Annotated in this window: 26 protein-coding genes; 3 read left to right on the top strand and 23 right to left on the bottom strand. The window is 35.5% G+C overall.

Features of this window, described 5'->3' with window-relative positions; translation table 11 throughout:
• From ACFOY7_RS15540 to ACFOY7_RS15560, 5 genes are all read right to left on the bottom strand, one after another.
• Positions 1-420: an acyl-CoA thioesterase gene (locus tag ACFOY7_RS15540; RefSeq protein WP_390253195.1), complete on the bottom strand. Its 420-nt coding sequence runs from the start codon at positions 418-420 to the stop codon at positions 1-3.
• The gene (locus tag ACFOY7_RS15545; protein WP_390253196.1) at positions 417-2,687 is read right to left on the bottom strand and encodes an AAA family ATPase; all 2,271 of its coding nucleotides are present in this window, start codon (positions 2,685-2,687) and stop codon (positions 417-419) included. Before ACFOY7_RS15545 ends, ACFOY7_RS15540 begins: the two co-directional genes overlap by 4 nt.
• A gap of 64 nt (positions 2,688-2,751) precedes the next feature.
• On the bottom strand, positions 2,752-3,357 hold the full coding sequence (locus ACFOY7_RS15550) for a TlpA family protein disulfide reductase (RefSeq protein WP_390253198.1): 606 nt from the start codon (positions 3,355-3,357) through the stop codon (positions 2,752-2,754).
• A 211-nt stretch (positions 3,358-3,568) separates the two neighbouring features.
• Positions 3,569-6,274 carry an aconitate hydratase AcnA gene (gene acnA, locus ACFOY7_RS15555; RefSeq protein WP_390253200.1) on the bottom strand — a complete coding sequence of 902 codons (2,706 nt, stop codon included), beginning with the start codon at positions 6,272-6,274 and terminating at the stop codon, positions 3,569-3,571.
• Positions 6,275-6,466: 192 nt separating this feature from the next.
• A complete protein-coding gene (locus ACFOY7_RS15560; RefSeq protein ID WP_390253201.1) occupies positions 6,467-7,555 on the bottom strand; it encodes an ATP-binding protein in 1,089 nt (362 codons plus the stop codon).
• A 237-nt stretch (positions 7,556-7,792) separates the two neighbouring features.
• Between ACFOY7_RS15560 and ACFOY7_RS15565 the strand changes: the two genes are divergently transcribed.
• Complete coding sequence (locus ACFOY7_RS15565) at positions 7,793-8,275, top strand: DUF2621 family protein (protein WP_390253203.1); 483 nt, start codon at positions 7,793-7,795, stop codon at positions 8,273-8,275.
• A 27-nt stretch (positions 8,276-8,302) separates the two neighbouring features.
• Here ACFOY7_RS15565 and ACFOY7_RS15570 read toward each other — a convergent pair whose 3' ends face one another.
• The 6 genes from ACFOY7_RS15570 to ACFOY7_RS15595 all read right to left on the bottom strand — a co-directional run bounded on the left by ACFOY7_RS15570 (position 8,303) and on the right by ACFOY7_RS15595 (position 13,011).
• Positions 8,303-8,728 carry a Na(+)/H(+) antiporter subunit B gene (locus ACFOY7_RS15570; RefSeq protein WP_390254133.1) on the bottom strand — a complete coding sequence of 142 codons (426 nt, stop codon included), beginning with the start codon at positions 8,726-8,728 and terminating at the stop codon, positions 8,303-8,305.
• 43 nt (positions 8,729-8,771) lie between these two features.
• A complete protein-coding gene (locus ACFOY7_RS15575; protein ID WP_390253205.1) occupies positions 8,772-9,476 on the bottom strand; it encodes a cytochrome c biogenesis CcdA family protein in 705 nt (234 codons plus the stop codon).
• Between the two features lie 89 nt (positions 9,477-9,565).
• Positions 9,566-9,790: a YneF family protein gene (locus tag ACFOY7_RS15580; RefSeq protein WP_089738060.1), complete on the bottom strand. Its 225-nt coding sequence runs from the start codon at positions 9,788-9,790 to the stop codon at positions 9,566-9,568.
• A gap of 124 nt (positions 9,791-9,914) precedes the next feature.
• Entirely contained in the window at positions 9,915-11,912 is a 1,998-nt protein-coding gene (gene tkt / locus ACFOY7_RS15585; RefSeq protein WP_390253207.1) for a transketolase, read from the bottom strand.
• Positions 11,913-12,059: 147 nt separating this feature from the next.
• A complete protein-coding gene (locus tag ACFOY7_RS15590; protein WP_390253209.1) occupies positions 12,060-12,284 on the bottom strand; it encodes a DUF896 domain-containing protein in 225 nt (74 codons plus the stop codon).
• A gap of 61 nt (positions 12,285-12,345) precedes the next feature.
• Positions 12,346-13,011: a YneB family resolvase-like protein gene (locus tag ACFOY7_RS15595; RefSeq protein ID WP_390253211.1), complete on the bottom strand. Its 666-nt coding sequence runs from the start codon at positions 13,009-13,011 to the stop codon at positions 12,346-12,348.
• A gap of 270 nt (positions 13,012-13,281) precedes the next feature.
• On the opposite strand from ACFOY7_RS15595, the gene lexA reads away from it, so the two are divergent.
• Positions 13,282-13,902, top strand: coding sequence for a transcriptional repressor LexA (gene lexA, locus ACFOY7_RS15600; protein ID WP_390253213.1), 621 nt, complete (start codon positions 13,282-13,284; stop codon positions 13,900-13,902).
• A 325-nt stretch (positions 13,903-14,227) separates the two neighbouring features.
• Here lexA and ACFOY7_RS15605 read toward each other — a convergent pair whose 3' ends face one another.
• A complete protein-coding gene (locus ACFOY7_RS15605) occupies positions 14,228-14,464 on the bottom strand; it encodes a spore germination protein (protein ID WP_390253215.1) in 237 nt (78 codons plus the stop codon).
• A gap of 31 nt (positions 14,465-14,495) precedes the next feature.
• Positions 14,496-14,708, bottom strand: a complete 213-nt coding sequence (locus tag ACFOY7_RS15610) for a spore germination protein (protein ID WP_390253217.1) — start codon at positions 14,706-14,708, stop codon at positions 14,496-14,498.
• Between the two features lie 293 nt (positions 14,709-15,001).
• Between ACFOY7_RS15610 and ACFOY7_RS15615 the strand changes: the two genes are divergently transcribed.
• The gene (locus ACFOY7_RS15615; RefSeq protein WP_390253219.1) at positions 15,002-15,106 is read left to right on the top strand and encodes a YjcZ family sporulation protein; all 105 of its coding nucleotides are present in this window, start codon (positions 15,002-15,004) and stop codon (positions 15,104-15,106) included.
• A gap of 334 nt (positions 15,107-15,440) precedes the next feature.
• Here ACFOY7_RS15615 and ACFOY7_RS15620 read toward each other — a convergent pair whose 3' ends face one another.
• The 10 genes from ACFOY7_RS15620 to mutS all read right to left on the bottom strand — a co-directional run bounded on the left by ACFOY7_RS15620 (position 15,441) and on the right by mutS (position 26,166).
• A complete protein-coding gene (locus tag ACFOY7_RS15620) occupies positions 15,441-15,584 on the bottom strand; it encodes a hypothetical protein (protein ID WP_390253220.1) in 144 nt (47 codons plus the stop codon).
• Positions 15,585-15,631: 47 nt separating this feature from the next.
• The gene (locus tag ACFOY7_RS15625; protein ID WP_390253222.1) at positions 15,632-15,880 is read right to left on the bottom strand and encodes a hypothetical protein; all 249 of its coding nucleotides are present in this window, start codon (positions 15,878-15,880) and stop codon (positions 15,632-15,634) included.
• 128 nt (positions 15,881-16,008) lie between these two features.
• The gene (glnA, locus tag ACFOY7_RS15630) at positions 16,009-17,340 is read right to left on the bottom strand and encodes a type I glutamate--ammonia ligase (RefSeq protein WP_390253224.1); all 1,332 of its coding nucleotides are present in this window, start codon (positions 17,338-17,340) and stop codon (positions 16,009-16,011) included.
• A gap of 21 nt (positions 17,341-17,361) precedes the next feature.
• Positions 17,362-17,730 (bottom strand): MerR family transcriptional regulator, encoded by a 369-nt coding sequence (locus ACFOY7_RS15635; RefSeq protein ID WP_390254135.1) that lies wholly within the window; start codon positions 17,728-17,730, stop codon positions 17,362-17,364.
• Positions 17,731-17,869: 139 nt separating this feature from the next.
• Entirely contained in the window at positions 17,870-19,096 is a 1,227-nt protein-coding gene (locus ACFOY7_RS15640; protein ID WP_390253226.1) for a methionine gamma-lyase family protein, read from the bottom strand.
• Positions 19,093-20,346 (bottom strand): GTPase HflX, encoded by a 1,254-nt coding sequence (gene hflX / locus ACFOY7_RS15645; RefSeq protein WP_390253228.1) that lies wholly within the window; start codon positions 20,344-20,346, stop codon positions 19,093-19,095. The genes ACFOY7_RS15640 and hflX overlap by 4 nt, the downstream gene beginning before the upstream one ends.
• A gap of 109 nt (positions 20,347-20,455) precedes the next feature.
• Positions 20,456-20,680, bottom strand: coding sequence for an RNA chaperone Hfq (hfq, locus tag ACFOY7_RS15650; RefSeq protein WP_089738049.1), 225 nt, complete (start codon positions 20,678-20,680; stop codon positions 20,456-20,458).
• A 38-nt stretch (positions 20,681-20,718) separates the two neighbouring features.
• Positions 20,719-21,651, bottom strand: coding sequence for a tRNA (adenosine(37)-N6)-dimethylallyltransferase MiaA (gene miaA, locus ACFOY7_RS15655; protein ID WP_390253230.1), 933 nt, complete (start codon positions 21,649-21,651; stop codon positions 20,719-20,721).
• Positions 21,652-21,720: 69 nt separating this feature from the next.
• Positions 21,721-23,559 (bottom strand): DNA mismatch repair endonuclease MutL, encoded by a 1,839-nt coding sequence (gene mutL / locus ACFOY7_RS15660; protein WP_390253232.1) that lies wholly within the window; start codon positions 23,557-23,559, stop codon positions 21,721-21,723.
• The gene (gene mutS / locus ACFOY7_RS15665) at positions 23,560-26,166 is read right to left on the bottom strand and encodes a DNA mismatch repair protein MutS (protein ID WP_390253234.1); all 2,607 of its coding nucleotides are present in this window, start codon (positions 26,164-26,166) and stop codon (positions 23,560-23,562) included.
• Positions 26,167-26,194: the final 28 nt, after the last annotated feature.

Consider the following 26,194-nt stretch of genomic DNA (forward strand, 5'->3'; position numbering starts at 1 on the left):
TTAATCATTTCCTTTTGCTCTCTTATATGCTTCATGCCATTGAGGGAATTTCTTTTTTAATGATAATGGACGGAAAGAGTCCTTTTGAACGATCACATGTTGTGTTTCACCTGTCACAGCTACTTCCTTATCCTTATTTAGTACACGATAACCATAAGTTGTTCGAATGCCGTTATAGGATACCAGCCATGTTTCAACAAACGCTTCTTCACCATATCGGATTGGCTGCTTGAATTGTATATTTGCGTCAATTACTGGTGAGACCACACCCTCGTTTTCCATCTCATGGTACTTAAACCCTAATTCCTCAATAAAAGCTGTTCTCCCGATCTCAAACCAAATTAAATAATTGGCATGATATACAACTCCCATTTGATCTGTTTCTTGATACCTTACTTTGATTGGTGTTGTAACGATCATTGTTTATTAATCCCCCTAATTGATTTCCAAGCTAATTCAAAATCTTCAGATCGAAGTTCTGTTAATTGTTCGGTATTCGCATCTAGTTCTACTCGTAATGCCTGGTACTGAATTGCCTCGTTTATCAGGTTAACTACAAACCTGCCATTTCCATTAATATTAACTTGACCTAATTGTTCTAACAAAAATGCTTCCACATCTGCTGCTAATGAGTATTGATAGTGTTTTGTATGGGAAACAACCATTTCCAGCAGCTCTTCATCTGTATAATCTTCGAAATGGAAGTATTTTTTAAAGCGTGATTCTAATCCAGGATTACTCGTAATAAAACGCTCCATTTCGTTTTTATAACCAGCTAAAATAACAACAAGGTTTTCGTTGTGTCTTGTCATCTCATCAACTAGTGTATCAATTGCCTCTTTCCCAAAGTCTTTCTCTCCTCTGTATAACGAATAAGCTTCATCAATAAATAAAACTCCCCCAAGTGCCTCGCGAATTTTATTCTTCGTTTTTATGGCTGTTTGACCGACATAACCTGCTACAAGGTCACTCCTTGAGGTGATAACTAAATGACCTCTCTTTAACAGACCGCATTCCTTTAAGACTTTTGCGTAGATTTTTGCAACAGTTGTTTTACCTGTTCCCGGGTTTCCTGAAAAAACTGCATGTAATTGAATAGGTATTGCAGGCAGGTTCATTGCCTTTCGCTTCTGTTGTACTTTGACAAATGCTGATAATTTTTTAACTTCTTCTTTTACATTTGACAGACCAATTAATTGTTCTAATTGTTCGATCGGATGGTCAGAACCAGTATCTTGATCCAGAAGTAGGATATCTGATTCAGAAATTCGCATATGATTTAGCCAATTATCCTTATCAATTAAACTTCTCTTTGCACCAATATGGAAAATTACTTTTAATACGAGATCTTTCACTGTTCTCGCATTACCAAATGACTCGTCAACTTTCGCTTTTTCAACCAATGATTGAAAAGACGAAAGAGCTTTTTCAGTAAAGAAATAGTCGTTTTGTAATGCGGTTGCTTCAGCAATTTCTAACAGTTCTTCTTCTTTAAAATCTGGCAGCTGAATAAAATTACCGTCAGGAAACCGGCTTCGCAGCCCAGGATTTGCCCAAAGGAAATGATTCATCTCTTCAGGATATCCTGCGATAATTACTGCGAATTTATTCGCATAATCTTGACTTGTCATACTTGATACCAATGTATCGATAACGGTTTGACCGTAATCATTGCCAGATTGGTCTTCCCTTCTAAGGTTATAAGCTTCATCTATAAATAGCACACCACCTAGTGCTTTCTTAACATAGTTCAAAGTATTCTCTTCACTTTGTCCCATAAAAGAACCGACAAGCTGGGAACGGTTGACTTCCACCAATTCATTTGAATCTAAAAGACCCAGTCTGTAATAAATATTAGCTAGTAACCGTGCTATGGTTGTCTTTCCAGTTCCTGGATTACCTGTAATCACCATATGCAACCCTTGTTCATCAACCATCTGGAATCCAGCTTCTTTACGTTTTTTTTGATACTTTAAATAATGGTAGTATTGATTAATATAAGATTTCACTTGTTCCAACCCGATCATGTCGTTTAATTCTTCCAACGGGTCTTCTTTATTCTCTTCTTTCAGAAAAGTCGGAAACTCTTGGTAAAATAACTGAATTGCTCGATTAATTTTCTCAACTTCTTCATTGTAATAAGAGATGTCTTGAATGGATTTCTTATGCTCTAATCCGTAAACAAGCCCTTCTGCCAAATCTCCTGCTTTTTCTGCTTGCTCAAAAATGAAGTTATAAGCACTACTTAAGGTAGAATTAGTCTTTAAATTCGATCTTACTTTTAAATCACCCATTCTTTCAAGCTCTGTAAGCAATGCTCTCACTTTTTTTAATTTAACCGGATCAAAATCGGTTTCTCGAATGAAATATTGGGAAAAATCTATTACTTGCAATGATTGATATACGTGAAGATAATGTTTTAATAATTGAATCTCTTGCACCATTGGATGTTTAACCTGATCTGAAAGTTGAAGCAGCTCATTCAAATGATCATCCGTTACTTGTCTTTTTAATCGATAAAAGATTAACATCGCATATAGAATGGCTTCCATCTCATTATCTGTTTTTAACAGTTCATCCTCGTAATAGTCGATGATCCTTAATAATTCTATTTCAGAATAGGGAGGAGAATCCTCGAAACTTTCCCAATTATGTAGTCTTTCCTTTATTAACATTAGATTGTCCACTTACCAACACTCCTCCAAAATTTTAGAAAAACCTCTTAGAACACTAAGAGGAGCATGATCCTATCTATTTATCCTGTAATTCATTTACATACTGTTCCATCTGATCATATGTCATCATACCATTAATCCTTTTTATAATTTGCTGATCACTTTGCCTGACAATAAATGTTGTTGGTATATTAATCACTGAGTAGTTATCGTATACCTTGCCATCTTTATCAAGAAGAATAGTAAAGTCATATTTTCCGTTAGAAATAAAATCCTCAACAGCTTTCATTCCATTGTCCATACTTGTTGCATTAACTGCTAAAACTTGTAATAGATCTTTATATTTTTGCTCTAATTCCTCTAAATCAGGCATTTCTTCAATACATGGTTTACACCATGTTGCCCAAAAATTGATAAATACAAATTCTTTATTCACCTCTGTCAGGTTAAGTTCTTCCCCTTGAATGTTTTCTAACACCAAACCTGGTGCTTTCATTCCCTCTTTTAATAGCTGCTGGTTTGGCGGCATAATAAACTCACCTTCTACAGATGTATCACCGGTAACATCAAACTCATTTGGTCCATCATTTTTTTCCTTGTTAAATATTGTTGGAAAATTAGTAAAAATAACAATTCCTATTAATCCAATAATTACAGTTAATGCAATGATATTTTTCACCATTCTTTTCATCCTTTAATAACATGTGTTAGCTGACTAAGAAAGCCTTCATCACTTAGCAGTAAAAAGATAATCCAAATTCATTATAAGCGATAAAAATGATCGCGTCTATTATTCGACTTTGAATACTTAGGTTGTATTAACTCAACGGATAAGTGATCCAACACGTAAAAAAAGAGACAGTTTACATGAACATAAACTGTCTCTTTTACTATTAGTTAGCTAATTTATTACGTAAGACCATTTGAAGAATTCCACCATGTCGATAGTAATCAATTTCCACATCACTATCAAAACGGGCAATTACTTCAAACTCTGTTATTTTGCCATCTTCACTAGTTGCAACAACTTTTACAAGATCTCGCGGCTTAACTGTTTCATCAATTTGAACTTCAAATGTCTCTTTACCAGTTAACCCTAGTGAATCAGCACCTTCACCTTCTTTAAATTGTAGTGGGAGAACACCCATCATTACAAGGTTTGAGCGGTGAATACGTTCAAAGCTTTGAGCGATAACCGTTTTAATGCCTAAAAGGTTCGTTCCTTTTGCAGCCCAGTCACGAGAACTGCCCATCCCGTAATCATTTCCAGCTAGAACAACCAGTCCAGTACCATCTTGCTGGTACTTCATTGCAGCATCGTAAATCGGCATCACTTCATCAGTTGGCCAGTAAGTAGTATAGCCACCTTCTGTACCTGGTGCCAATTGATTCTTAATACGAATATTAGCAAATGTACCACGCATCATTACTTCATGATTACCACGACGAGAACCGTATGAGTTAAAGTTACGAGGTGATACACCATTTTCTTGTAAATACTTACCTGCAGGCATATCTTTTGCAATTGCACCTGCTGGTGAAATATGGTCAGTTGTTACAGAATCACCGAACTTACCAATTGCCCGCATACCAGATAATCTATTTACTTTACCCGCTTCTTTTGAAAGTCCTTCAAAGAATGTAGGGTTTTGGATATAAGTAGATTTATCATCCCAAGAATATAAAGGCTGGTCAGTTGTTTCAATCGCATTCCACTTTTCATTTGATTCAAATACATTTTCATATTCTTTACGGAAGATTTCCGGTGTAACTACTTTACCAACTTGTTCACGAACTTCATCCATAGATGGCCAAATATCATCAAAGTACACATCATTTCCATCTTTATCTTTACCTAATGGATCATTTTTAAGGTCAACATCAACTGTACCAGCTAATGCGTATGCTACTACTAAAGGTGGTGAAGCTAAATAATTAGCTTTAACTAGCGGATGAATTCGCCCTTCAAAGTTACGGTTACCAGACAATACTGATGCAACTGTTAAGTCATTATCTGCAATTGCTTGTTCAATTTCCTCACGTAATGGTCCAGAGTTTCCAATACATGTAGTACATCCATAACCTACTAAGTTAAATCCTAGCTGATCTAAATACGGCATTAAACCTGCGTTCTCTAAATAACTAGTAACAACTTTTGAACCAGGTGCTAGAGATGTTTTTACATATGCAGGGACTTCCAACCCCTTTTCTACTGCCTTTTTCGCAAGTAACCCTGCACCGAGCATAACATATGGATTAGAAGTATTTGTACATGATGTAATTGCAGCAATTGCAACCGCTCCGGTTTTCATGACAGATTTACGTCCATTTGGATGATTAACTTCCACTTCTTTATCAAATTCGGAAGCATCTAAACCAAACCCTTGGTTACCCGCAGGCGCAGTAATTGCTTTATTAAATTCATCTTGCATATTAGATAAAGGAATTAAATCTTGTGGACGTTTCGGACCAGATAAGTTAGGTTCTAACTCTGATAGATTAATTTCTACTAGATCCGTAAATTCCGGGTCTGGCTGGTCCGCAGAATACCATAAGTTATTTGTTTTGCAATATTTTTCAACTAATGCAATGTGTTCTTCACTTCTACCTGTCAATCTTAAATAGTTCAGTGCTTCTGCATCAACCGGGAAGAAACCACATGTAGCTCCGTATTCTGGTGCCATGTTAGAAATGGTAGCACGATCTGCAAGCGGCATGTCTTTTAATCCAGGACCGAAATACTCAACAAATTTTCCAACTACTTTTTTCTCACGTAAAACTTGAGTTACCTTAAGAGCCAAGTCTGTTGCCGTTGTTCCATTCGGAAAGCTGCCAGTAAATTTAACACCGATTACTTCTGGTGCCGGGAAGTAAGAAGGTTGTCCAAGCATACCTGCTTCTGCTTCAATACCACCAACACCCCAGCCTAGTACTCCGAGACCATTGATCATAGTTGTATGTGAGTCAGTTCCAAATAAAGTATCAGGGAATGTATCATATTCTCCATTACCACTCTCGACTGCATGGACAACATTTGCCAGATATTCCAGGTTTACTTGGTGAACAATACCTGTTGCTGGCGGAACGGCACGATAGTTGTCAAACGCTTTCTGTGCCCAATTTAAGAATTCATATCTTTCTGCATTCCGTTCAAATTCCAACTCCATATTTGCTTGTAATGCCTGCTTTGTACCATATTCATCCACTTGTACAGAGTGGTCGATAACTAAATCTACAGGAACTTCCGGGTTGATAGCATCCGGTGAACCTCCCATGTCTACCATTGCTTTTCTAAGTGAAGCAAGGTCTACTACTGCAGGTACACCAGTGAAATCTTGTAAAATAACACGGGATGGTTTAAAAGGAACATCTTCTGCCTTACCATTTCCCCAGTTTGCTAGACTCTTTACATGTTCATCCTTAATAACATGTCCATCATATTGACGAACTAATGATTCAAGTAATACACGAATTGAGAAAGGTAAACGTTCTATTTTACCAAGTCCAGCATTCTCCAATGCTTTTAATTCATAATAATTGTACTTTTTTCCATTCAATTCAAACTTCTTTTTTGCTTGAAATGCATTCTCGTTTGTCATCTGAATAAGTTACCCCCTTCAAAAATGTTAGACCTAATCTTGCTTAATTCATATTTATAGATACTATACTTATAGTATGCACCTTACTATTTTAAATGAAATCGGTTTATAAGTAAAATGTTTCAATGTAAAAAATCATTGGATTTAGCAGTTTATTAGATCTTTTTGTAAATAATAGGTTTAATTTTTGATTTATAATGGTAAATGTATACTAAATGTGCTACCTACATTTGCTTCCGATTGTATCTCTAGTAATCCATGATGATTTTCTATAATTTGGTTAGATATCATTAATCCCAGCCCTGTTCCATTCTTTTTCGTTGTGAAAAAGGGCTCTTTTAATTTGTGTATAAGATGATTAGGTATTCCTGGCCCTTGATCGATGATCTCCACAATACAAAAATTGTTCGACTTTTTTATTGTTGTTAAGATTTCTCCACCATTCGTCATTTCTTCGATTGCATTTTTAATTAAATTTATAAAAACTTGTTTTAATTGTGACCGATCACAATAGATTACTACATCATCCTGAATATCAAGTAAAAGATCAATGTTAAATAAGTTCGCTTGTGTTTTTAGTAATGTGATCACATCAGAAACCATCTCAGTAACACTTTCTTCAGATTTTTCATCTGTCATAGGTTTAGAAATAAAGAGTAACTCAGATGTAATGGTATTAATTTTTTCTATCTCATCCATCATTATTTTATAGTATGCTTCCTTGTTCTCCATACCTGCTTGTAATAATTGGATAAACCCCCTTAAAGATGTCAAAGGATTTCTTATCTCATGGGCAATGCCTGCAGCCAATTGCCCGGCAATCGACATCTTTTCAGACCGAATAAAAATTTCCTCAGCTTGCTTCTTATCTGAAATATCCTTCGAAACAGTCAATATTTGCTTATGACCTTCTGGCCATTCTACAACAGACATATTGGATTCAAAAATGATATACTTTCCCAACTGGTGTCTAATATGTACGTAGTATTTTTGCGGTGTATTTGAACTGCGATTAAAATGTTGATCAATGTATTTTTTATCATCTTGTAAAATATAGCGAAATACAGATTTTCCTAATAAATCTCCTTTTGAATATCCAAGAACATTTTCTACAGAATCCGATACGAATGTAATTTGGCCAGAGAAATCGCTAAGAGTAATTAAATCAAATCCAGACCTCTCAACAACTTCTAAGACTTCTGCTGGTAATTGGGAAATACACGTAATTATCTTGTCAACCTTTAATTCATTATTTTTATTCACTAAGTCAACATGATTCATCAACATTCCCCTCCTCTCCGTACTTTTGCACCTAATTCTTGAGTTGTTTAGGCAATTAAACACATGTAATGAGATGAAAATCTTGCTATAATTTTAATGATCTACTAAAATAATATGAGAAAAATGTAAATACATGACTTATATTTATTATTCAATGTTATATTACTATAATTTAGATAAATTGAAAATCTTCTTGATAATGAAAATATCAAAAAAAGAAAGTGTGAGGGATTAATTATGTCATTTGGTTTCTCGATGTTTATAGTAACATGGACATTTATTTTAATTGGTTTACTAACCATAGGCGGTTATTTTATGTTCAGAAAATTCTTAAAAAGCCTTCCTAAACAAGACGGGAAATCAGATCTTGATTGGGAGAAACATTATGTAAAACGTTCAAAGCATTTATGGCATCAGCCGGAAAAAGCCTTTCTGGAAGACTTGATTTCACCAGTACCTGAGTTGTTTCGTGATGTGGCCAGGCAAAAGATAGCGGCTAAAATTGGACAAATTGCTTTAGATCGCAAAAAGAAAAGTATTTCACAGGACATACTAATTGAGGGTTATATATTGGCAACACCAAAAAGAGACCATAAATTTCTTAAAAAAAAGTTAGAAGAAAAGAACATTGACATTGACCAATATTTATACCTATTTGAACTTTCGCCTGAAAATTACAGTAACAAAAAATACGCAATGAAAGCACATAGAAATTCATAGAATATTCTGTGCTGTCATTGCGTTTTTTTATTGATCTTCAGATATTGTTAAAACAATCGTAAGGGTTACTCCAATAACGGTAAAATATACTCCAATATCAAATAATAGCGCGGTCGCCAACTCTACCTCGCCAAATATCGGAAAATGAAAATAGTCAAATGTTTGACTTAAGAATGGCTGGCCAAATATGAAAGAGCCCACTGCTGTAGTGAATGCAATGATTAAACCTAACCCGATTAAAAGACGGTAGTTTATTGGCAAAATTTTATTCACTGCTTCATATCCATAAGCCATGTACATTAATACGATAGCTGCAGAGGTCATTAATCCACCAATAAAACCGCCGCCTGGTGCATTATGTCCAGCTAAAAAGATATATACAGAAAAACCAAGCAAAATAAACGAAATTAAAATCGTCATTGTTCTTAAAATAAGATCATTCGTTCTTACCATCATAATAATACTCCTCTCCGTGAATCTCTATTATGTAATTTTATTAAAAACCTTGGAAACCAAAAAATCCTGCTAAAAAAGAGGTTAACTTAGTCATTAAATCGAAGAATAAAAAGAACCCCATAAATATCATAACATATCCACCGATTTTGACCAGTTTTTGAGCATTTTTTTTGATCCATTGCATTTTTCCGATAAAGAAAGCAAGGATGAAAAATGGCACAGAAAAACCTAATGAGTAAGCCGTCATTAATATTAGACCGGCTTCCGTATCAGTTGCAGCAAGGGAGATAACAGCCATTAGAATTGGTCCTGTACAAGGTGTCCACCCTAATGAAAATGCCATTCCAATAATAAATGAACCGATAAAACCTGCAGGACGATTTTTAAAATGAAATTTCTTCTCTTTCATTAAAAATGAAAAGTTGAGTATTCCAACAATCACCAAACCGAAGAATATAATTAGTATTGCACCAATTTGCCTGATTAAATCATCCCATCTGAATAAAAACTCTCCAATAAAACTTGTAGCAAACCCTAGCAAGATAAAAATACTGGAAAATCCAAGCAGGAAGCATAGTGTGTGAATAATACTTTTATAATTAAACATTCCTTGCTCTTCTTTAATATCATTTACACTCATACCAGTAATATAGGATAAAAATGCAGGGTATAATGGCAATACACATGGTGAGATAAATGACAGAAACCCGGCGCCAAAGGCAATAAACACATTTATATCAGTCATACTGTCACTCCAAATCGTAATTGGTCTATAAATAGCATAAAACCCTTGCTTGAAATAAGCAAGGATTCTATTTCGACAAATATGTTACATTATTTATTATCCACCTGGTTATTCATCGCACGCATCATCTGCTTAATTTTCTTTTGCGATGGTTTTTGTCCCATTTGCATCATTAATGTCCGTAACATTTGTTCATTAATTGGCGGGTTTTTCTTTAAATAGTTCATCATATATTTCCTCGCGATAAAAAAGCCGAGAGCAACGCCGGCTAGAAGTGCAACCACGATGAAAATAATCCAAAGAATAGTGCTCATCCGTTTGTTCCTCCTTCAAATTCTCTCTCATACAGTATAGTAAATGTCGAATCATAATACAAGCAATCTTTGTATTAGATGAAGAAATCCTTAGCAGATTATGCTAAGGATTTCTTTCTATAACTTAGAATAAGTCATTTACATGTTTTACAACATTTTCAACAGTGAATCCATACTCTTCGATGACTTTATCCCCATTAGCAGATGCACCAAAAGTATCGATTGCAATAATCGCACCTTCAGATCCTACATAACGCTCCCAGCCTAGTGAAGAAGCCATTTCAATTCCCACACGTTTCTTAACAGCACTTGGAAGCACTTGTTCTTTGTAAGCAGCATCTTGCTTGTCAAAGCGATCCCATGATGGAATACTCACAACACTTACATCTTTTCCATCTTCTTTTAATTTTGCTTGTGCCTTTACAGCTAACTGTACTTCAGAACCTGTAGCAACAAGGATTGCATCAGGAGTATCTTTCGTTGATGGACTAACAACATAGCCACCTTTTTTCACACCTTCATATGCATTTTCTGCAGTTCCTTCAAGTGTCGGAAGGTTCTGGCGTGTTAACACAAGCGCTGTCGGCTGATCAGTTGATTCAATCGCTAAACGCCATGCAGCCTGTACCTCATTTCCATCAGCTGGACGTATGACAGAAAGATTAGGCATGGCACGGAATGCAGCCAATTGCTCCACAGGTTCATGTGTTGGACCATCTTCCCCTACCGCAATAGAATCATGCGTTAATACATACGTGACAGGCAAGTTTTGAATTGCTGACAAACGAACAGCCGGACGTAAGTAATCGCTGAATACAAAGAATGTTCCACCAAATACCTTTAACCCGCCATGCAGTGCCATACCGTTTAGTGCAGCTGCCATCGCAAACTCACGTACACCAAACCAAATATTGCGCTTATCGGCTTCATTTGCTGAGAAATCTCCCGCATCTTTTAAGTTGGTTTTATTGGAACCAGCTAAATCTGCACTACCACCGAATAGAGACGGTACGGTTTTAGCGATTGCGTTTAAAACTTCTCCAGAGGTTGCACGAGTTGCTGCACTGCTACCTGTCTCATAAACCGGTAAATTTTTGTCCCAGCCCTCAGGTAATTTATTTTGCATTGCCTCGTCTAATTCTTTTGCTAATTCAGGATATGCATTTTTGTAAGCATCAAATAAATCGTTCCATTCTTTTTCTGCGGACTGACCTTTCTCAACAATTTTCGTTTCGAAGTCAGCATATACTTCTTCCGGTACTTGGAATGGTTCATGGCCCCATTTGTATGCTTCTTTGGTTAAGGTAACTTCATCCGCTCCAAGTGGTGCACCGTGTGATGCAGCAGAACCTGATTTATTTGGCGAACCAAAGCCAATAATTGTTTTTACTTCAATCAATGTTGGTTGGTCAGTATTTTGTTTTGCTTCAGCAATTGCCTTAGAAATTGCTTTTGTATCGTTTCCATCTTCTACACGAATTACTTGCCAACCGTATGCTTTAAAACGATCCTCTACATTTTCAGAGAATGCTTTATTTAACTCTCCATCTAGTGAGATATCGTTAGAATCATAAAGTGCAATTAATTTACCCAATTTTAAATGCCCTGCAAGAGATGCTGCTTCATGAGAAATACCTTCCATTAAGTCACCATCACTTACAAGTGCAAAAGTATAGTGATCAACCACATTAAAATCATCTTTATTGTATTTTGCTGATAAATGTTTCTCAGCCATTGCCATACCGACACTCATTGCAATCCCTTGGCCTAATGGACCAGTAGTCGCTTCCACACCGTCAGTGTGGTGTACTTCTGGGTGACCAGGTGTCTTAGAGCCCCATTGACGGAATTTTTTAAGCTCATCAATCGGAAGGTCATATCCAGCCAGATGTAATAAACTGTACAGTAACATTGAACCATGACCTGCAGATAATACAAATCGGTCACGATTAAACCATTTAGAGTTTTTAGGGTTTTGGTTCATATGCTCTGTCCATAGTGTGTAAGCCATCGGAGCAGCACCCATTGGTAAACCTGGATGACCGGAATTAGCATTTTCAATAGCGTCTATTGACAATGTACGAATTGTATTTATAGACATTTGTTCAATTTGAGTTGACATTTTTATTTCCCCTTTCAAAACAATATATGTACGCACATCTATAATCCTATAACGAAAACGAAGATTAGACAAGTATCTCCTTTAAAAAAAGCTAATTTTTTGTAATTATGTCTCGTTTTTTTATAAAAATCAAAGAAATAGTGTACACTATTTCTTTGATTTAAGTTGCTTTAATTTATCCGGAGTGACATCGTTCCCATTTGGATCAATGACAGTCATTCCTTTCATATGGTTTTTGAATGACTTTCTCACATTTTTTAAATATTCCTGACGTAATGCCTGTTGTTCTTTTTTTTCCTCTGGACTTAGTTCTTCTTTCTTAGCTTTATTTGCCAATTCATTAATTCTTGCAATTTTATCATTAGAAAGCATTATTTTACTCCTTTATCTCAAAATAATAGAAAAGAGTATACATATTATTTGTACACTCTCTTCATTGTAAATCACTCATTTTATTTTTATCAAGCAATTCGTGTTCTTGGTATCGACGATGAACTGTTGCCTTTGAGACATTGTAACCCATTCCTTGCAGTATAGAAGTAATTTCTGCAAAGGTCAGGTTGTTCCCCCTTAGTCGTACCACTTCCTCAATGGGAAATTCCTTCCGTTCTCTACCTTGCGCTAAATGTTGGTTGGAAAGGTTATTGGCAGGATTGTATCCATTATTTATCGCTTTCCTCATTCCCCGCTTAATTTTCGCATTATGTAATTTACGCTGATATTCTTCTACAATCGATACTATTTGCAATACCATTGAATCACCTTCAGAGAGTTCTAATTTCCCGCTGTGTGCAATAGTTAATATAGTAATATTCATCTTTGCTAGCTGATGGAGCAATGCAATTTTAGCATTCCCTCTTCCTAATCTAGTTTCATCTTGTATTAGTAAAATATTCGCTTTTTTTTGTTGAAAAAGTTCTAAAAGATCAAACACACCTTCTCTTTCAATCTCGTAGCCACTTTGCTTTTCCTTAATTATTTTCACAATATTATAACCTTTTTCTTTAGCAAACCGGCTAAGTTCTTCTGCCTGTCTATGTATTGAACTCTCCTGTGTCTCTTTATCCGTACTAACACGGCAATAAATGATTGCATTCAAAATTTTAACGACTCCTTGATCTCTTTGTTTATACATTCCAAATAAATGAACTATATAAAAAGATAATCCCCACAACAAAAGAAATCAAATAGAATAAATCAACTTTAGAAATTTTCTTTATCATTTTTATCCCTCCAGAGAACCTTTGTTCGTATTTCCATTATATACGAACAAAGGTTCTTGTCAAGTATTTTCGAACGAATGTTTGTGATTATTCCGAACGTATGTTATAATATTCCTAACAAATCATACGTTAAAGGAGTATTGATTATGACTAATCTATCAAAAAGACAGGAACAGATCCTTGCATATATTAAAGAACAAGTAGATTTAAAAGGATATCCGCCGTCTGTGCGTGAAATTGGGCAAGCAGTAGGTCTTGCTTCCAGTTCTACTGTGCATGGTCATTTAGCGAGATTGGAAAAAAAGGGGTACATAAGAAGAGACCCTACCAAACCCAGGGCAATTGAAGTATTATCACAGGAAAATGATAATGAAATTCCAAAAACGGAAGCTGCTTTTGCTCCTGTAATCGGTAAAGTTACAGCAGGTTTACCTATTACAGCAGTAGAGAACATTGAAGAATATATTCCGATTCCCAGCACTGATGTACATAGCGGCGATCAAATATTTGTTCTGATAATTGAAGGAAATAGTATGATTGAGGCAGGGATTCTTGATGGAGATAAGGTAATTGTTAAACAACAAAATACAGCAGTAAATGGGGATATTGTTGTAGCAATGACGGAAGATAGTGAAGCAACTGTCAAACGTTTCTTTAAAGAAAAGGACCATATCCGTTTGCAGCCCGAAAATGCGACAATGGAGCCGCTTCTTTATGATAATGTCAGTATTCTAGGGAAAGTAGTAGGTTTATATAGACATCTATAGAGTAATAGGGAAAATTCTACATAGGAATATGTAGAATTTTTTACTTAGCATCAGATTAAGCAGAACATCCATTATTGTATTCTGCCTGTCTTGAATTATTGAAATATATTCAGTTTCATGACTAACTGTCTTTGAGTCTCCTTTATAACGGTTAACTTTCCACCATAAGAATTTGGTATTAGGAACATATAAACCCTTTCACTTATAGAGAAAGGGTTTCAAAGCTCAGATATTTCGTTTCTTATTTTATATCTTATGACTGGTACTTATACCGACACAGCTTTTACAATTAACTTCTTGGCAAATTCCCGCAACAGTTCCTCTATCAAATTTCACCAACATCTGTCTCTATTGTATCTAAAATATTTGAATCCTCTGCATCCGGATCAAACGTATGACTTGTGCTTACTCCATTACTATTCATAGTAAAAAAACCAGTATTAAAGCTTCCAGATCCAGTAACTACCTTACTTGTAGAAGTAGGAGATGCATGTATCGCTTGTTTTACTATTAACCCTTCATTACTATTAATTGTGACAGGACCAAAGAAAAAACATGACATTTTTCGAGAACCTCCTTTTTTTATTAACCTTTTAAATATTTTCAGCTATATTTGCATCATTTATATCTGGATCAATTGAAGAAGATCTATTTATATTAGTATTTGTTTTAATCCAATACCCTGTGTTGAAACTGCCAGCACCGGCAACAGTTTTACTTATAAATGTTGGACAAGTATTTAAAGTATTACTGACTATAATACCCTCGTTGCTATTAATCGTTACTGGACCTAATATAATAGTCAAATTATACCCTCCCTTCATTGAAAACTTAGAATGGCAATATATAACTATTCCAGTTTTCATTATAAGTATAATTTATGACTAGAACACTACTGTTGAAATGGATAATGAACTAGTAATAAATAGAATAATTAATAATCCTATTTTGATGATTTATTGACTATCATTTTTTCTCCTTTAAATACAGTGAAAGTCAAGCTTATTGCTAAAACATCCTTAGGAATATGACATAAGCCGACGCATTTCATTCAACTTTTCATATAATGATACTATCTAAGTTGAGGAGGTGTTATATAATGGGCGCGAGTGGAGGTTACGGTTCTGGCTTTGCTTTAATTGTTGTCCTATTCATTCTGTTAATAATAGTTGGTAGTTCCTACGTTGGTGGTTACAGCTATTAAAGCAAAATTGAAAGTATTTGGTGGCAAGAAATTCACATGTATCTTTATGTAGTAAAACGATCAAAATTAAAAATATCAGGCACTTCTGATGTCAAATACTGGCCTTTTTAACGAATGTCATATCAAATTGTTCTGGTTGGTACCCCTATACAAGTAAACTCTGCCACAATAGTGTCAGGGTTATGCATAAATACTATGGCTCTCCTTCTCATGAATTACTAGAATACTGAACTATCAGCAGTAAAATATTCCACTGATTTTTCGAAAAGACTTTTACGTTTTTAAAAACTGTTAAAGTCTCGAGAGCTTTTGCACGAGTATAGTGTGTACCAACTTATTCTGCAGGTATCAGTTTAGCTTTCGCCACGTTAAAAAGGTCAATTGCAGTTGATAATATAGTGCCTTCATTAATAATGTATTCTAACAGGGAAAGACCAGTTAGAATGATAATCATTTCATCATTCACTAAATAGTTCACTCCGTCTACTTCAAAACCTTCCCCATCATAATAGCTTAAAAACTCCTCTAACGTTTGTAATCGATGTTGACTGATGTCAACTGAACTTGATTGACTATTGGGTCAGACTCCGCAAAAATCGTAATGGCTTCCTTTATATATTTGGGGTGCAGGCCATTGTAGGTTTCGTATACCGGGTATAGATTTTTTACTTCTTCTGGTATGTTATTTGCGTCTAGATACTCCAATACATTATTCTTACTCACTTCATACTTACTCTTTTCACTTGCTAAATTATCTGACTCATCACTGCACATATCTACATGGATTAAAAATTTAATAGACTATTACGGATATTCTCTAGCTCTCCATCCATAATTACCTAACAAGTTACTTATCCAAACAAAAACTCCTTGACACCAACGGCATCAAGGAGTTTACTAGATTAATATGTTTGAATATATTGTTCTCTTTCCCATGGGTGAACTTGTGTTCTGAACATATCCCATTCGATTTCTTTTGATTCAACAAAATGTTCAAATAAGTGCTCACCAAGTGCTTCAATAATTGTTTCGTCTTTCTTCAACTCTTCTAATGCATCCGCTAAAGTTGCTGGTAAGTCAACAATTCCATTTGCTTCTCTTTCTTCTTTGTCCATAATATATATATTACGGTCAACAGCTTTAGGAGCCTCCAGTTTATTCTCAATACCATCTAAACCAGATGCTAATAATACAGATAATGCTAAGTATGGGTTAGCAGCAGGGTCTACACTGCGAACTTCTACACGTGTACTTAAACCACGTGAAGCTGGCACACGAATTAGTGGACTTCTATTAGCACCAGACCACGCTACATAACAAGGTGCTTCATAACCAGGTACTAAACGTTTATAAGAGTTTACTGTTGGGTTTGTAACAGCAGTAAATGAAAGTGCATGCTTAATAATACCTGCAATAAACTGATAAGCTGTCTCACTTAATTGAAGTGGTCCATTTTCGTCTAAGAATGTATTTGTTTTTCCTTTAAATAAGGACATGTTACAGTGCATACCAGAACCGTTCACTCCGAAAAGTGGTTTTGGCATAAACGTTGCATGTAAACCGTGCTTACGAGCGATAGTTTTAACTACTAATTTAAATGTTTGAATATCATCAGCATGTTTAATTGCTTCGGAATATTTAAAATCAATTTCATGTTGACCTGGTGCTACTTCATGGTGAGATGCTTCAATCTCAAACCCCATTTCCTCCAGTTCTAACACGATATCACGGCGGCAGTTTTCACCTAAATCTGTTGGTGCAAGGTCAAAGTAACCACCTTTATCATTTAACTCAAGTGTTGGCTCACCTTGCGCATCCAGTTTAAACAAGAAAAACTCAGGCTCAGTACCAATGTTAAATGAAGTAAATCCAAGTTCCTCTGCTCTTTTTAAGTTGCGTTTTAAATTATATCTCGGGCAACCATCGAATGGAGTACCATCTGTGTTGTAAATATCGCAAATTAAACGCGCTACTTTACCTTTTTCAGATGTCCAAGGGAAAACTACGAAAGTATCTAAATCCGGATACAATTTCATATCTGATTCTTCAATTCGTACAAAACCTTCGATAGATGAACCATCAAATACCATTTGGTTATCTAAAGCTTTGTCTAGTTGGCTTAGAGGAATCTCTACATTCTTAATTGTTCCTAAAAGATCTGTAAACTGTAGACGAATAAATTTTACATTTTCTTCTTCAATTCTTTTTTTGATTTCTTCTTTAGTTATTCCCATTTATATACTCTCCTTTATATTTTAATGGAAGAATCGTGATAACTCTCCCTGTCTTAACGATGTTTTACCTAATCTCCCAGCATCCAGAAGTTCTTTCTGCAGGATTTTACGCAATTCTTTTTCAGATAACTCAGGTGCTTTCTCTTTCTCATTTTCATCAGTCTTCGGCATATCTTTCATTAATAAAACTTGCTTTATGCCAGCTAAGTTAATACCCTTCTCAATCAACTCCTTAATTTCTAAGAGCCGATCGACATCATTAAAGGAAAAGAGCCGCTGATTCCCTTCAGTACGAGAAGGATGAATGAGTTGATGCTGCTCATAATAGCGAATTTGTCTTGCGGTTAAATCTGTTAATGATTTAACAATTCCAATAGAGAATAATGGCATCGAACGTCTATCTAAATCGCTCACATCCTCACCTCTTTCTATTAACTTATAAATTTATTATACACAACCCGCAACAAAATTGTCAAGAGATGTTAGGTAAACTTACATGAGTGTTATTTGACGCGACTACTTTATTTGATCATCTAATATTTAATTTATCACAAGCTCTTACAACAGCTAATTTAACATGAGCATAGGTTAATCCGCCTTGTACATATGCGGTATATGGCGGCCTGATCGGTCCATCTGCTGTTAATTCAAGACTTGCTCCTTGCATAAACGTACCTGCAGCCATAATCACTTGATCATTGTAACCAGGCATTGGTGCCGGATATGGAGTAACATGGGCATTAATTGGTGATTGCTCCTGAATTGATTGGCAAAAAGCTATCATTTCATCTGCTGTCCGGAAGATCACTGATTGAATCAGGTCTGTTCTTTTCTCCTGAAAGTGTGGTTCAGTTTGATAGCCATGATCAGATAAGTATTTTGAAGTGAAAATCGCTCCACGTAGAGCTTCACTAACAATATGGGGTGCGAGGAACAGCCCTTGAAACATCTCTTGCAACATCCCTAAACTTGCACCAATTTCTTTACCGATACCGGGAGCAGTTAAACGATTGGCTGCCTTTTCGACGAGCTCTTTTGTACCAGCAACATAACCGCCTGTCCTTGCAATTCCGCCACCAGGGTTCTTAATTAATGATCCCGCAATAAGATCTGCACCAATTTCAATTGGTTCTGCTTTTTCAACAAACTCTCCGTAACAATTATCGACAAAAATAATAACATTTCTATTTATTTCGCGAACTTTCGAGATTACTTCTTTCATTTCCTTCATCGAAATGGATGGTCGATTATCATATCCTTTTGAACGTTGAATTGCGACAACTTTTGTATTTCTGCTCATCTTTTTTCTAACTGAATCCATATCAATCGTATTATCTTTTAAAGGAATTGATTGATAGTCGATACCAAAGTCTGCTAATGAACCGATATCCTTCTCTTCTGACTGAATGACACTTTCCAATGTATCGTATGGTTTACCTGTAATATACAGCAATTGATCTCCAGGCCTCAACACACCAAATAAAGCTGTTGTAATAGCATGCGTACCTGATGAAATTTGCGGTCTAACTAATGCATCTTCTGCTTTGAAAACAGAAGCATAAACCGATTCTAATTTATCCCGGCCGTAGTCATCATAACCATAACCTGTTGTAGGGTTAAAGTCACTGTCACTTACTTTATTTTCACGAAAAGCTGCTAAAACCTTTTCTTGATTAAATAATTCTACATCAGCGATTTCTTCAAAAATATGAGAAATCGTTCTTTCTGTTGCTTTTATTTTCTCTAATGATTTCATTCCTGGTGATACTCCTTTATCTCTTTCATTACCGGATGATTGGAATCAACGAATCCTTTCACTTTATATCCTGACAATTCTGATCGATACTTCTCCTCTTCAATAATAGTATGCTGCTTTAACTTAGCAAGGACTTTACCATATCCTTCTGGTACTAAACAGTGGTAAGGTTCCCATAACTCTCTTATAATATTTTCTATCTGGATTTTAAGTTCATCTAAGTCACTATGTTCTAGGGCACTTAACAACATGTACGGATGAGTATTCGGGACAAAGTGTTCACCATTGATTAAATCCTTTTTATTGTAAATTGTTATGATTGGAATGTTGTCCGCTTCTAATTCCTCCAATAACCTTATAACGGTAGACTCATGATTATCCCGGTCAGGTGCTGCAACATCTATCACATGTAATATAAGATCTGATTCTTTTACCTCTTCCAGGGTTGACCGGAAGGCAGCTATTAGTGCAGTGGGCAGGTCTTGAATAAAACCTACCGTATCAGTTAAAATCACTTCTAATCCACTCGGTAGATGCATTTTACGTGTTAAGGGATCTAATGTTGCAAATAACTTATTTTCCTGTAATGATTCGCTTTTCGTCAAGTTAGTAAACAATGTAGATTTTCCTGCATTCGTATAACCAACAACAGCAATTTGAAATAACTGGTTTTTTCTCCTGTTATCCCTATATTGCTCTCTTTGGTTCACAACCGATTTTAACCGCTGCTTAATCTCATCCATTCTGCGCTGGATATGTCTTCGATCCGTTTCTAACTTAGTTTCACCAGGTCCTCTTGTACCAATACCCCCACCTAATCGTGATAACTCTGTACCTTGACCATGAAGCCTTGGTAACATATAGGCATACTGGGCTAATTCTACTTGTAATTTCCCTTCTTTCGTTCTAGCTCTACTTGCAAAAATATCAAGAATAAGTTGACTCCGATCAATTACACGGATTTGTAACTCTTCCTGCAAGTTTCTAATTTGACTTCCTGATAACTCTTCATTAGCAATCACTACATCAATCTCTTCTGCTTCACATATACCTTTAACTTCTTGTAATTTTCCTTCACCGAGATATGTGGCACGATGAGGTGTTACTCTCTTTTGAATAATCGTTTCAACAACAGTTCCATCAGCTGTATTAGCTAATGCTTTTAATTCATTTATGGAGTACTGAAACCTTTCCTCATCCAGTTTATCTTTCATTACGGAAATTACTAAAACCTTTTCTATTTTGGACACCTACTTTGATTAGTTTTCGCTTAGTTTCTGAAAAAAGTGAATAGAATATGAATCGTTTTATATTATAATATAAGAAATGGCGCTATTAAAAGATAATAGCGCCATCGTTCTATTCTTTATCTAAATTAACATTTTTAGCTGGAACAAAAGTGGAAATCGCGTGTTTAAAAATGAGTTGTTGTTTTCCTTCCACTTCTATAAGAACTGTAAAATTGTCAAAAGCTTTAACAATTCCTCTCACCTGGAATCCATTTACAAGGAAAACAGTAACAGGAATTCTTTCTTTTCTAAGCTGGTTTAAATATTGGTCTTGAATATTAACTGATTGAGACATTATGTATCCTCCTCATTTTTTCTCTATGAATACTAATTCTATTTTTTTCTAAAGAATCCTTCTAAATCTGTTAAAATATTTTGAAAAACTTCATCCTTCGTTTCAGGAAGAATGTCATACCAATGAACGTTCATTTTATTGCGAAACCATGTGTATTGACGTTTCGCAAACCTTCTGGAATTCCTTTTTAATAATTCGACCGCTTGTTCAAGTGGTACTTCCTCTTTAACATATGGCAGAATTTCCTTATAGCCTATCCCTCGCATTGCTTGAGTATTCTCTAACCCCTGATCAACCATTTGCTGAACTTCATTAACTAAACCTTTTTTCAGCATATCGTCAACTCTCTGATTAATTCGATTATATAGTATTGTCCGATCCATTTCTAAACCGACAATATAATGGTCATAAATCGACTCATTTTGTTGTTCTTGCTGCTCTGACATTGTTATCCCGGTACGATCATAAATCTCTAATGCTCGAATTAGTCTTCTCTCATTGTTTGGATGAATCTTTGCAGCTTGGTCTGGATCAACCATTTTCAATCTGTTATATACAGACTGGATACCATCCTTTTTAATTTCATCTTCTATCTTTTGATGATAAGCACTGCTTCTAGCTTGTTCACTAAAATGATAATCATAAAGGACTGATTGAATATATAAGCCTGTCCCACCAGCAATAATCACATGTTTACCCCGGGAATGAATATCACTGATACACTCGCGAACTCGATACTGAAAGTCTGCTACTGAAAAATTTTCGCCGGGATTTAAAATATCAATTAAATGATGTCGGATCCCCTGCATTTCTTCAGTAGTTACTTTCGCTGTACCAATATCTAAGCCGCGGTAAACTTGCATGGAGTCGCCGCTAATTACCTCTCCGTTAAACTGTTTTGCTACTTCAATACTTAAAGCTGTTTTTCCGACTGCTGTCGGTCCAACAATAACAATAATCTTTTGTGCCATACTTTAATCCTTTCAAGTGTTGAAAGTTACTTCCATAAGTATACATGATCTAATCAATAAATTCATCCATTACATAACTCGCTTAAACATTTTCTCCATTTCATACTTAGTAAATCTAATGATGATTGGTCTGCCATGCGGACATGTGAATGGCTCCTCACATGCTCGTAAATCGTTTAATAATCGTTCTATATCATTACTGTTAAGATAATGATTCGCTTTTATCGACTTTTTACATGACATTAAAATAGCAGCATCTTCTCGCAGTTTATGAAGATTGATATTTTGTTCTCTAATCAATTGATCAACCATTTCACGGATAGTCTCTTCCTCTTCCCCTTTTGGAAACCACGTTGGATGTGTCCTCACAATATAAGCATTTTGGCCAAAATTTTCAAAAAATAACCCTACTTTTTGTAGCTCTATATCATATTGTTTAATAATTAATGCTTCCTGGGCTGTAAATTCAAAGGTGATTGGTACAAGCAGATCTTGCAGTTCACTTTCTACCTCCCCAATCTTGTCACGGTAATATTCATATTTAATTCTTTCTTGTGCAGCATGTTGGTCAATAATATATAAACCATCCTCATTCTGCGCAATAATATAGGTGCCGTGATGTTGACCGATTGGATACAACACTGGAATCCGCTCTCTTTCTTCCGGTATATCTCCCGGTGTATTACCATTAATACCTGTTTTTTCTTCTATTTCCGTCAGGGCACTTTCTTCTAGTGTATCCGTTACATGATTGGCAGCTGGCTCATTTACCTTCAGTATGCTTTTATTACTGTGCTCTGCTAATTCCTCTGCTTCGGTCTTAACACTTGCTGTTATTGGCTTTTTCTCAGAAGTTTGGAAATCAAAACTGTTTTGAAAAGACTTTTGTTTCTCAGGTTTTGGCTGGCTGCCTGATGGTATCAATGTCTGCTTATGGAATGCTTCCTTAATCATTTCTTCCACTGCAGTAAAAAGTTCCTTCTCTTTACTGAACCTTACTTCTAATTTAGTTGGATGGACGTTCACGTCAATAAGAATAGGATCCATTTCAATATTTAATATTACTATCGGTTGTCTGCCAATTGGTAATAATGTATGATATCCCTCCGTAATTGCTCTTGCTAGTCCAATGTTACGTATAATCCTGCCATTAACTACTGTTGTAATGTAATTTCTTGAAGCTCGGTTTACTTCAGGTTTGACGATGAAGCCATTAATCGAGTAATCTGTCGTTTGCTTTGATACTGGGATCATATTTTTCGCAACAGACATTCCATATATGGCTGCGGCGATTTGCCTTAAGTCACCTTTACCCGTTGTGTGAAATATTCTTCGTCCATTATGGGTTAATTCAAATCTTATCTTCGGGTGGGAAAGTGCCATGCGATTAATAATATCGGTAATATGACCTAATTCCGTATGAACAGTTTTCAGATATTTTAATCTTGCCGGTGTGTTAAAAAAGATATCCCGGACAAGGATTTCTGTTCCTTGTCTAGCATCACTTCTAGCATCTGATTGCAAATGTCCTCCTTCTATTTCTAAAACAGTACCTGCTTCCTCACCAGTCGAAGTCTGGATCCGGAGACGACTAACTGCTGCAATACTTGCTAATGCTTCCCCGCGAAAACCAAGTGTTTTTACATGAAAAAGATCATTTTCATTTTTAATTTTACTTGTCGCATGACGAAGAAAAGCTTTTTTACACTGGTCATGAGGGATACCAACACCATTATCAGTAATTTTAATTGATTGAAGGCCAGCCTCTTCTATATCTATTTTGATCCAATCACTTTTTGCATCAACACTATTTTCCACAAGCTCTTTTACAACAGATGCCGGACGTTCGACTACTTCACCTGCAGCTATTTTATTAGCTAGATAATCTGGAAGTTCAATTATTTTCATTTATTTCCGTCCCTTCATTCCTTTCACTTTTTTCTGTAGATCATACAGCTTATTCATTGCATCCATTGGGGTCATTTCAAGGATATCCCATTTATTTATCATTGCTATAATATTATCTTCCTCTTTTTTCACTTGTTTACTAGAGTCACTAGACTCTTCCACAAATAGCGTCATTTGTTCTTGTTGGCTTGTTAACACAACTTTCTGCTCTGGTGATACACTTTCACCACTTTTTGTTTCTAATTGGGTGAGAATCAGATTTGCACGGTCAATGAGCACTTGTGGCAGACCTGCCAATTGAGCAACATGTATACCATAGCTTTCATCTGCAGCACCCTGATGGATCTGATGCAGAAATACGACTTCTCCATTAATTTCTTCCGCTCGAACATGGATATTTCTTAACCCATTAAGATTCTCTTCCAAACTAGTTAATTCATGATAATGAGTGGAAAATAATGTCTTGGCACCAATATTGTTATGAATATATTCCATTATCGCTTGAGCAAGTGCCATACCATCATACGTACTCGTACCGCGGCCAATCTCATCTAATAGAATAAGACTTTTACTTGTTGCATGATGGATGGCGTGATTGGCTTCAAGCATTTCAACCATAAACGTACTTTGACCCGAAACAAGGTCGTCTGCCGCACCAATTCTAGTAAATATTTGATCAAAAACAGCTAATTCTGCAGTTTTAGCAGGAACAAAACAACCAACTTGTGCCATTACAATAGTCAACGCTAGTTGGCGCATATACGTACTTTTACCCGACATGTTCGGCCCAGTTATTAGTAACATAAATTTATCTTCATCAAGCAGAATATCATTAGGCACAAAGGATTCACTTTTCATCACTTTCTCTATAACCGGGTGACGGCTTTCTTCTAATTTCACTTGATGTGCCTCGGAAAAAGTTGGTCTAATATAATTATTCTCTTCACTTACTGTAGCGAAACTTTGCAATACATCAATTTCACTTATTAAATCTGCAAGCTTTTGCAATGCTGGAATATAAGCTTTTACTTTGTCACGAATTAATAAAAATAATTGATATTCCAGATCAACACTTTTTTCATCCGCTTCTAAAATTAATGCCTCTTTCTCTTTTAATTCATTTGTGATATATCTCTCTGCATTTGTTAATGTTTGTTTGCGTTCATAACGGTCATTTGGAACAAGATGTAAATTGGCTCTTGTTACTTCAATATAATAGCCGAAAACTTTGTTGTAGCCAATTTTTAATGATTTAATATTTGTATTTTCTTTCTCCTGTCTTTCAAGTGCAGCGATCCAATCCTTCCCGTTTCGTGATACATGCCGGTATTGGTCTAATTTCTCGTTATACCCATCTTTTAATATATTGCCTTCTGTTATGGAAATGGGAGGATCTTCTGCAATACTTTTTTCGAGCAACATTTTCAAGTCTTGTAATGGATCAATCTTATCAGCTAAATCTTTTATGACCTGGTGATTAAATTCATTTAATAACTGCTTGATAGAAGGTATTTTGGAAAGTGAATTTTTTAATTGCAATAGATCACGTGCATTCACATTACCAAAAGATACGCGTCCTGATAAACGTTCTAAGTCATAGATCGACCGTAATGATTCACGTATACTTTCACGTTCCATAAATTGATCATAAAAACCTGTAACCATATCAAGTCTTCTATTAATATGCTGCCGAGAAAGTAATGGTCGTTCCAGCCATTTTTTTAATTTTCTTGCACCCATTGCTGTAACAGTTCGGTCAATTACCCACAAAAGACTGCCATACTTCTCATTTCTCATCATGGAATGGGTAATTTCCAAATTTCGTTTGGAATACATATCTAAAGTCATATATTCTTCTAATTCAATAACTTGTGCTTTTTTCAAATGATCAATGGATCGTTTTTGGGTATGGTACAAATACTGAAACAATATTTTACATGCATGTTGTAACAATTCATCATTTACTCCCTCAATCAATGGTATCATTTGATCAGGAAGCTGTGTTTGATCGTTTACATATGACAAGGTCAACTGCATTTTATCTATTAAATCGTTTTTAAATGATTCATCTAATTTGTCTTCAATAACTATTTCCTTAATCGGCCGATTATAGATTTCACTCAAGACAGAGGGCCATCCATTAACCATTTTCATGGCAGAGGTTTCTCCTGTAGACATATCTGTATAAGCAAATCCAAAAGTTTGATTATTAATGGAATATAATGCTGCCAAATAATTATTTTCTTTATCTTCTAGCATGTTGCCTTCCATTATTGTACCTGGCGTAATTAATTGGACAACCTCACGTTTTACTACACCTTTTGCAGTTTTTGGATCTTCCACTTGTTCACAAATTGCTACTTTATATCCTTTTTCGATTAATGCTTTTATATAATTTTCTGCAGAATGATGTGGAACACCACACATGGGAATCCGATCGTCTTTTCCCCCATCTCTGCTTGTTAAAGTAATCTCTAGTTCTTCAGCAGCTTTTTTCGCATCTTCGAAAAACATTTCATAGAAATCACCTAGACGAAAAAATAAGAAACTATCTTTATAATCCGCTTTAATTTTTAAGTATTGTTGCATCATTGGCGTGTAACCCATTCTTTATCCTCCAAAATCTATAACTATT

The sequence above is a fragment of the Gracilibacillus xinjiangensis genome (genome assembly GCF_042651765.1).
In the GTDB taxonomy this organism is placed as follows: Bacteria; Bacillota; Bacilli; order Bacillales; family Amphibacillaceae; genus Gracilibacillus; species Gracilibacillus xinjiangensis.